Raw genomic sequence first — 7,182 nt, 5'->3', positions numbered from 1 at the left:
CCCCCCCCCCCCCCCCCCCCCCCCCCACTCCGGGGCGAACCGTTCGCGAACGAATTCCATGATGTCCGCATAGGTGATCCAGGAGTCATCGGAATACTCGCCTCGACGCCTCCGGTCCTCGAAGACCCCGTAGAAGATCCGCTGGAGTTGGGCGATCGACTCGACGGCGGGCTCCACGGCATCCATCGTCTCCTGGCTCACCCGCGGATAGACGCCCGACGCGAGGTGACGGTCCAGCCGGTCGGACACGAACCGTCGAACGTCGCCGGGTCTCAGGGGACCGACGCGCAATGCCACCGACGGCACCCAGGACTCCAACGAGCGGACGATGTCGGACACCTGCTCCGGGTTGAGCATTGCGGACTCGATGACGAACAGAATCCGGCCGTCGGTCAGGGCGGCATACCGGAGCACCTCGTCGACCAGATCGATCGAGGGCAGCAGAATGACCAGGGCGGTGCGGTCGAGCAGCGCATCGGCCAGCAGCGGATAGACCCGCCATGGCTGGTCGCGATCGGGCAGCAGGTCGGCAACGCTGTCGGGGCGCAGCAACCCCCGGGGGATCAACTTGGCGACCAACTGATCACAGACGAGGCTCACGCGGTGCTCGATCGACAGCTCCCGCCTCCCGAGTAGGACCGCGGTGAGATCGATGATCTCGCAGATCCAATCTTGGTCGCTAAGCCGCTGACTCAACCAGTCGACGCATCGGTTGGCCAGTGCCGACTTTCCACATCCGGGGTCGCCGGTGATCAGGACGGTTCGGCCATAGTGCAGGATGGGGGTCACATCCTCCATTTCCGCGACGAACTCCTTGAACGCCTGCTCGGCGCCGTCGATGTCGACGTAGTAGTCGCGATGGCTCGGCTCGCGCCACGGGCACAGCGGCCGCATCGGCAGCCAACCCGGGATCTGAAACGGGTTGACCCGCGCCGACTCGTGCGGGGCAACCGGGTACTCCGGGGCGAGCAGGTCGGCAATCGGCACGCCGAGCACGCGGGCGAGCACGGCCGCCTCGTCGGCGGTCACCGCCTTGCGCACCCCCGACTCGATCTTCGAGATCTTCACCCGGCTCAGCGAGGGCATTCCCGCCTGGGCACACAGATCCGCCAGCTGCTGGGCCGTCAGCCCGCGCTGGGTTCGCAGCTGCCGCAGCCGGCCGGCGACCGTCCTTGCTCCCGGCGGACGTTCCATGGATTCCCTTCGCGCGTGTTCTGATTCGGAGCAATCGTCGGTTATGCTATCAGCATATGCCTTCATTGCTCCGAATCGGCACAGCGTCAGGGACAGGCGATGCCCACCAGACCAGAGCCACCGAAGACCGGGCTGGGGTTGCTGGACAGCATCCTCGGTGACCCGGCCCGGGCTCGCCGGGCGGTGTTCCTGATGCTCGCGGGTGCCGTTGCCGTGGGCTTCGTGCTCGCCCCGGTGCTGATCGTGGTGTGCCTGTTCGGCACCACGGGTGCCGTCGCGGTGGGCGGCGTTGGCACGCTTGCCACCGCCGGTTGCGCGTTCCGCGGCAGTCGGCGGCGCGCGGGTGGTGCGGGGTCCTGATCGGATACCCTTGACGGCCTGCATCGGAGCGGGGGAGGCGCCACGGTGGCGGAGCTACCGCTGTCAAGTCTGCGGGCCGACTGCCCGAACTGCTTCGGGCTGTGCTGCGTCGCGACGACGTTCCGGGCCTCCGCGGACTTCGCCATCGACAAGCCCGCCGGCCAGGCCTGCCCCAACCTGCGGCCGGACTTCCTGTGCGGCATCCACGATCGGTTGCGGGAGCGGGGTTTCGCGGGCTGCACCGTGTTCGACTGCTTCGGCGCCGGGCAGAAGGTGGCCCAGGAAACGTTCGGCGGCCGGGACTGGCGCGCGGCCCCGCAGACCGCCGGGCGGATGTTCGCGGTCTTCGGGACCATGCGACGGCTGCACGAGCTGCTGTGGTACCTGACCGAGGCGCTCACGCTCGGCCCGGCCGCCACGCTGCACACCGAGCTGCGGCGCACGCTCGACGAGATCGAGCGCCGCACCCGCGAGCCCGCCGAGACGCTCGAACGGCTGGACGTCTCCGCCTACCGCCGGGATATCGGCACCCTGCTGCGGCACGCCAGCTCGCTGGCTCGGGCCGGCGCCCCGCGGGAGAGCGTCGACTTCAGCCGGGCCGACCTCATCGGCAAGGACCTGCGCGGCGCGGATCTGCACGGTGCCAACCTGCACGGCGCTCTGCTCATCGGCGCCGACCTGGCCGGGGCCGACCTGCGCCTGGCCGACCTGCTCGGCGCCGACCTGCGCGCCACCAAGCTGGCCGGCGCCGACCTGTCCACCGCGATCTTCCTGACCCAGTCCCAACTCGACGCCGCCACCGGCGACCGGGCGACGACGCTGCCGCGGTCGCTGCGCCGCCCGGCGCACTGGGCGTCATGACCCCAGGGACAGGCGATCGAGGTCGGGCGCGGACAGCGTGTCATTGTGGATCTTGATCGTGTTCGCCCCGGCGTTCAGGGTGACCGGAACCGTTGTGGTGTCAGGGGTGTTGTTGCCGACGCCGTCCACGGGCACCTCGACCGGCGCCCCACCGTTGACCGTGACGAAGAACGAGCGCGGGCCGTTGACGGTGAAGTCGATGTAGAGCGTGTACCGCCCGGCCGTGTCCACCGTGACGTTGTCGAACTGCACGAAGGCGTCCGGGCTGCCACCGATGTTGCGCACCTTCTCCCCACCCGAGCACGGCCCGCAGCCGGTCAGGCCGGTGCTGCCGAGCTTGTTGGCCGAGTCCTCGGCCTCGCGCATGAACACCCGGTCGGCCGGGCGTGGCCGCACCGCCACGTTGCTGGTGACCTGCTTGGCCCGCCCGAGAACCTGGAATGACGCGGTGACCGGCGCGGTGACCGCCGTGACGTCCTGGCCGGGCGGCGAGGTGAGCACCCACGAGCCGGAGATCGTCTGGCCGAGCCGCATCGACGGCGCCGTCACCGCCGCGCCCTCGATCGACCAGCCGGCCGGCGCCGTCGGGGCCAGCCGCACCCCGTCGATGGCGTCGTCGGCGTCGAGCCGCAGCGTCGCGGTCACCCGGATGGACTGCTGGCCCGGCCCGACCCATTGCACGCCATGGGGTTCCACGGTCAGCGTGGTCTTGGGCAGGTAGGACGACGGCGGCAGCGGCGCGACCGCGAGCCGGTCCAGGCCCGGCCCCTCGGCCGCGTTGCTGAACACCGCGACCGTGTTGTTCCCGGCCCGCAGCGGCACCACGATCGCCGTGCCGGCCGGCACGTCCGGCCGGTCCGCGGCCACCGGCACGTCGATCGCCGCGGCCCCGTTGACCCGTAGCGAAACCGACGTGGCGTGCCCGGCGGTGGTGTCGAGCTGCAGCCGGTAGTCACCGTTCTCGGCGACCCGGACATCGCGGTAGGTCACCGAGTTGGCCTCCCCGCCGCCGAGCCCGACGATCTGGAAGGCGCCCGAGCAGGCCAGGCACAGGTCCAGCCTCGCGTTGCCGGCCCTGGTGTTGTGCGGCGACTCCGCCTCGAGCGGCGCCGAGGTCCCGAACGACGTGGGGTTGCTGTACGCCACCCTGATCTCGTCGATCTGCAGCTCGTTGAAGAACCGCGGGGCCTGCGGGCCGCCCCACAGGTTCAGGATCTCCAGCTTGACGTAGCGAGTCACCTGCTCGCCGATGTCGATGTACTGCACGCCGCGGGCGCTGCGCATGGCGCCGGCCCGCGCCTGCTGCCAGCGGTTGCCGTCGTCGCTCACCCAGACCCGGTAGTCCTTGATCCGCGCCGAATCCTCGGGCCGGCCGAACGTCGACCGCGCGTACGTCGGCGACCATTCCCGCTGGTTCACCGCAAGCGAGGTCGCCGGCCGGCGCTTGCCGAGATCCAGCGTCACCGACACCGGCACCCGCGCCCCGGAATCCCAGTAGTCGGTGTAGCTGCCGTCGACCAGGTTGCTCGCCGGGAATCCGTCCCGTGTGGACGATGCGGTGGCCTTGATGGTGGCCTGGTCGTGGAAGTACAGCTGGCCGACCGTGTCCACTTTGAACACCGTGTCGTAGGTGTCCCAGTTCTTGATGTCCAGGATCGACAGGTGACCGCCGGACTGGTTGAAGCGCATCCGCTCGCCGGTGCGCAGATCCGTCACCCGGACCACCTTGTACCCGTTGTCCCGCAACCGAACCAGGTTGGTCCGCGGCCGGGTCACGACGTGCACATACTGGGTCCTGGCCCCCGGCTCGACGGTGATCACGCCGTGCGCGCCGTCGTTCCAGAAGCCCGGCTGCATGCCGCCGTGCATGTACCCGCCGCCCTCGGTGCCGAACAGCGAGGACCGGATCGGCGGCACCCAGCCAGCCATGAAGTTGTTGAACGCCTCCTGCTGCGGCGGGAACTTCCCGTTCACCATCGGGGTCTCGGCCATCAGCGACTTCATCGACGAGCCGGCGTTGGTGATGTACCGCCCGGTGGACAGCCGGAAGTCGACCTCGTGGCTGCCGCCGTCGAACCACCAGTCCCCGGTGGTCGGCAGCTTGTAGTCGGCCTCGACCAGGCGCGGCATCGGCGTGAACGCCGCCTGCGGGTAGTCGTACGAGGGCGTCATGCCGGTCTTCTGCTCGTTGCTGACCGCGTCCATGATCGGCGTGTCCTCGTTGTTGTTGCTCAACAACCACGACGGCCGCCGCTGGCGGATCTGCTCGTAGAGGTGGTTCTCCTCCCAGAACTCGTTGTCGTTGTCGATCCAGAACCCGGCCAGGTCCGGATAGTTGTCCATCACCTCGAAGAACAGGTCGTAGCTGTACATCCCGAACCCACGCCGCGTGGTCAGGTCGACCTGCTGCCCCTTGTGCGCCGAGTATGCGGCCGAGTTCAGCGTCTGGATCCCCTGCTCGCTGTGCCACTGCGGGTCGTCCGTCATGTACAGAATGATCTTGACGTCCTTCGCCTTGCCGGCGTCGACCAGCTCGCCGAGCAGATCCCGTTGCGTGGCACAGCTCCCCGGAATCCGCGACGGCCACGGGCGCGCATATCCCAACCGGCTGTGGAACGTCGCCAGCACGATGTACGACGCCCCCAGCTTCCGCGCCTCGTCGACCCAGTAGTCGGCACTCCACCCGCCCGCGGTGACATCGTGCTCCCACTGCGCGCAGTCCAGATGCCGCGGCGCGGTGAACATCCCCCAGTGCAGGAACAACCCGGCCGTCGCCGCCCGCAGCCACGCCTGCCGCGGATGCTCGACCTCCGCACTCGCCCCCGGAACCCCGATCAACCCCGCCAGCAGCGCAAGCACCACCGCAGCGCAGAACAGCCGACCCCGCATGACCATCGCCCTCTCTGCCGATGAGAGATCCGATGATTGCATCCGTGCTATGCGCAGCTCAACCCCAATGCTGCCGATTGGGCTAATACTCATCGGATGACTGCCGATAGCGTCAACCATGGGTTGACGGCATGGGCATCGTCAACCTAGGGTTGACGCATGACCACGAGCCCCATTCCCCGACTCGACGACCTGATCGCCGCCATCGAAAGCAAGGCCCCCGATCCGCTCGAGCAACTCACCGCCGCGGTGCTGGTCGCCCAGCACATCGACGAGCTCGCCGATCACCTGATCGGCCACTTCGTCGACCGGGCCCGCCGTGCCGGCGCATCATGGACGCACATCGGCCAGAGCCTCGGCGTGACCAAACAGGCCGCACAGAAGCGATTCGTGCCCACCGACCCGGAGACCGCCGAGGTCGATCTGCGGATCTTCGCCCGCTACACCGACCGCGCCCGCGCCGCGATCGTGCGCGCTCAACAACTGGCTCAGGAAAGCGCCGCGACCGAGATCCGCCCGGGGCACATCCTCCTCGCCCTCCTCGAAGACGAGCACACCCACCAATTCCTCGGCGCCATCGACCGCACCGCCGTCCGCACCGCCCTGACTGACACCCTAGGCACTGGAACCGGCGCACCCGCCGGACGCATCCCCTTCGCTCCCGCCAGCCGAAAGGCTCTCGAACTCGGCCACCGGGAAGCCGTGCGCCGCAACGACAACCACATCGACCCCAAGCACATCCTGCTCGGACTACTGTCCATGACCGACGAACCCGACATCGCCGCGACCGCCCCACTCGGCCTCGACCGGCAACAGGTCGAAGCGAGAATCTCCACCGAACCCTAGCGTTGGAAGACGAGCAGCTCGCTGGTCTCGTACTGCGGCCCGTCGCCGAGTGAGGGCAGCGCCGCCTCGATTCGGGCGAAGCCCGCTTCGACGGTCTCCTCGCTCATGTGCTCGAAGGCCGAGACGGCACGCAGCTTCAACCTCTCGAAGTCCTCGGCCAGGTTGGCCGAGCGAAGCCAGGTGACCTCATCACAAGAGACGAGCATCCACCCGGCGTCGGCGAAGTCCCGAGTCACGTCCTCCTCGGACCGGAACTGCGCCGTGTCGACCTTCCGCCATTCGGGCACGACGCGGAACCACCAGACATCTGGCATCCTGTCGGAGAAGTTCGCCTGCACGAACAGCTTGCCGCCTGACTTGACGACCCGGCGCAACTCCTGAGCAGCGCGCTCGCGATCGACGACGTGGTGCCAGACGAAGAACAGCAAGGCCGCGTCACACAAGGCATCCGGCAACGGAATGTGCTCGGCGGACCCGGCCGCGTACGTGACGGCGGGATGGCCGGCGCGGGCAAGGGCTTGAGCACGCATCTTGTCCGACGGCTCCACTCCGTAGGCGGGGCCGCCGAAGGCACTCGCCAACGAGGGGGTCATTCGCCCGGTACCCGAGCCCAGGTCGAGCCAGACCAACGGCCGGGTCTCCGGCAGGTGGCGAGCGAACGCCGCCATCCACGTTCGTAGCGCGTCGGGCGACATCTGCCGGCCGGCGGCGTACACGGCGTGCAGGCGTGCGTCGTAGTCGACCTTCTCCATGCCACCTCCACGTTCGGCCCGACCGATCCAGCGTAGGACAACTGATCGTCTTCTGACGATCACCTAGCCACGGCCGTGGGGGTGGCGGAGTGCGGCGGGTCGCCAATTCCCAGCCGTCCGAAATGATCAACACCATCGCGCCGCGGGCCAGGCCACGGCGGCCATGGGTGCGGTTGAACTCGGCGAGGGCGTCGGCGATTCGGGTGCCGCCGGCCAGCTCGCCCGGCGACAGGTCGCCGAAAATCTCGGCTGGCCAGCCGAGGTATGGGGGGTTCGGCGC

General features: G+C 68.9%; 6 protein-coding genes and 1 pseudogene. 3 read left to right on the top strand and 4 right to left on the bottom strand.

The annotated features are described in order from the left end of the window. A partial coding sequence (locus VGX25_RS05255) for a helix-turn-helix domain-containing protein (RefSeq protein WP_326916448.1) occupies nt 1-1,194 on the bottom strand: 1,194 nt, incomplete at its 3' end. A 99-nt stretch (nt 1,195-1,293) separates the two neighbouring features. Here VGX25_RS05255 and VGX25_RS05250 point away from each other — a divergent pair. Further along, on the top strand, nt 1,294-1,554 hold the full coding sequence (locus VGX25_RS05250; RefSeq protein ID WP_326916449.1) for a hypothetical protein: 261 nt from the start codon (nt 1,294-1,296) through the stop codon (nt 1,552-1,554). Nucleotides 1,555-1,599: 45 nt separating this feature from the next. Continuing rightward, nucleotides 1,600-2,415, top strand: coding sequence for a pentapeptide repeat-containing protein (locus VGX25_RS05245; protein ID WP_326916447.1), 816 nt, complete (start codon nt 1,600-1,602; stop codon nt 2,413-2,415). On the opposite strand, the gene VGX25_RS05240 is transcribed toward VGX25_RS05245, so the two are convergent. Then, entirely contained in the window at nt 2,410-5,310 is a 2,901-nt protein-coding gene (locus VGX25_RS05240) for a CBM35 domain-containing protein (RefSeq protein WP_414635719.1), read from the bottom strand. The two genes, VGX25_RS05245 and VGX25_RS05240, sit on opposite strands and share 6 nt — an antisense overlap. 153 nt (nt 5,311-5,463) lie before the next feature. Here VGX25_RS05240 and VGX25_RS05235 point away from each other — a divergent pair, with 153 nt between their 5' ends. Further along, nucleotides 5,464-6,150, top strand: coding sequence for a Clp protease N-terminal domain-containing protein (locus VGX25_RS05235; RefSeq protein WP_326916445.1), 687 nt, complete (start codon nt 5,464-5,466; stop codon nt 6,148-6,150). Here the strand turns inward: VGX25_RS05235 and VGX25_RS05230 are convergent. Both VGX25_RS05230 and VGX25_RS05225 read right to left on the bottom strand, forming a co-directional pair. Continuing rightward, nucleotides 6,147-6,902 (bottom strand): class I SAM-dependent methyltransferase, encoded by a 756-nt coding sequence (locus VGX25_RS05230; protein ID WP_326916444.1) that lies wholly within the window; start codon nt 6,900-6,902, stop codon nt 6,147-6,149. The two genes, VGX25_RS05235 and VGX25_RS05230, sit on opposite strands and share 4 nt — an antisense overlap. A 109-nt stretch (nt 6,903-7,011) precedes the next feature. Then, a pseudogene (locus VGX25_RS05225) lies at nt 7,012-7,119 on the bottom strand (VWA domain-containing protein); the annotation flags it as partial. Between the last annotated feature and the right edge of the window lie 63 nt (nt 7,120-7,182).

The sequence above is a fragment of the Actinophytocola sp. genome (genome assembly GCF_035942955.1).
In the GTDB taxonomy this organism is placed as follows: domain Bacteria; phylum Actinomycetota; class Actinomycetes; order Mycobacteriales; family Pseudonocardiaceae; genus DASYTH01.
Note: the sequence above shows the minus strand (reverse complement) of the source record. Positions and strands in the feature narration are given on the sequence as shown.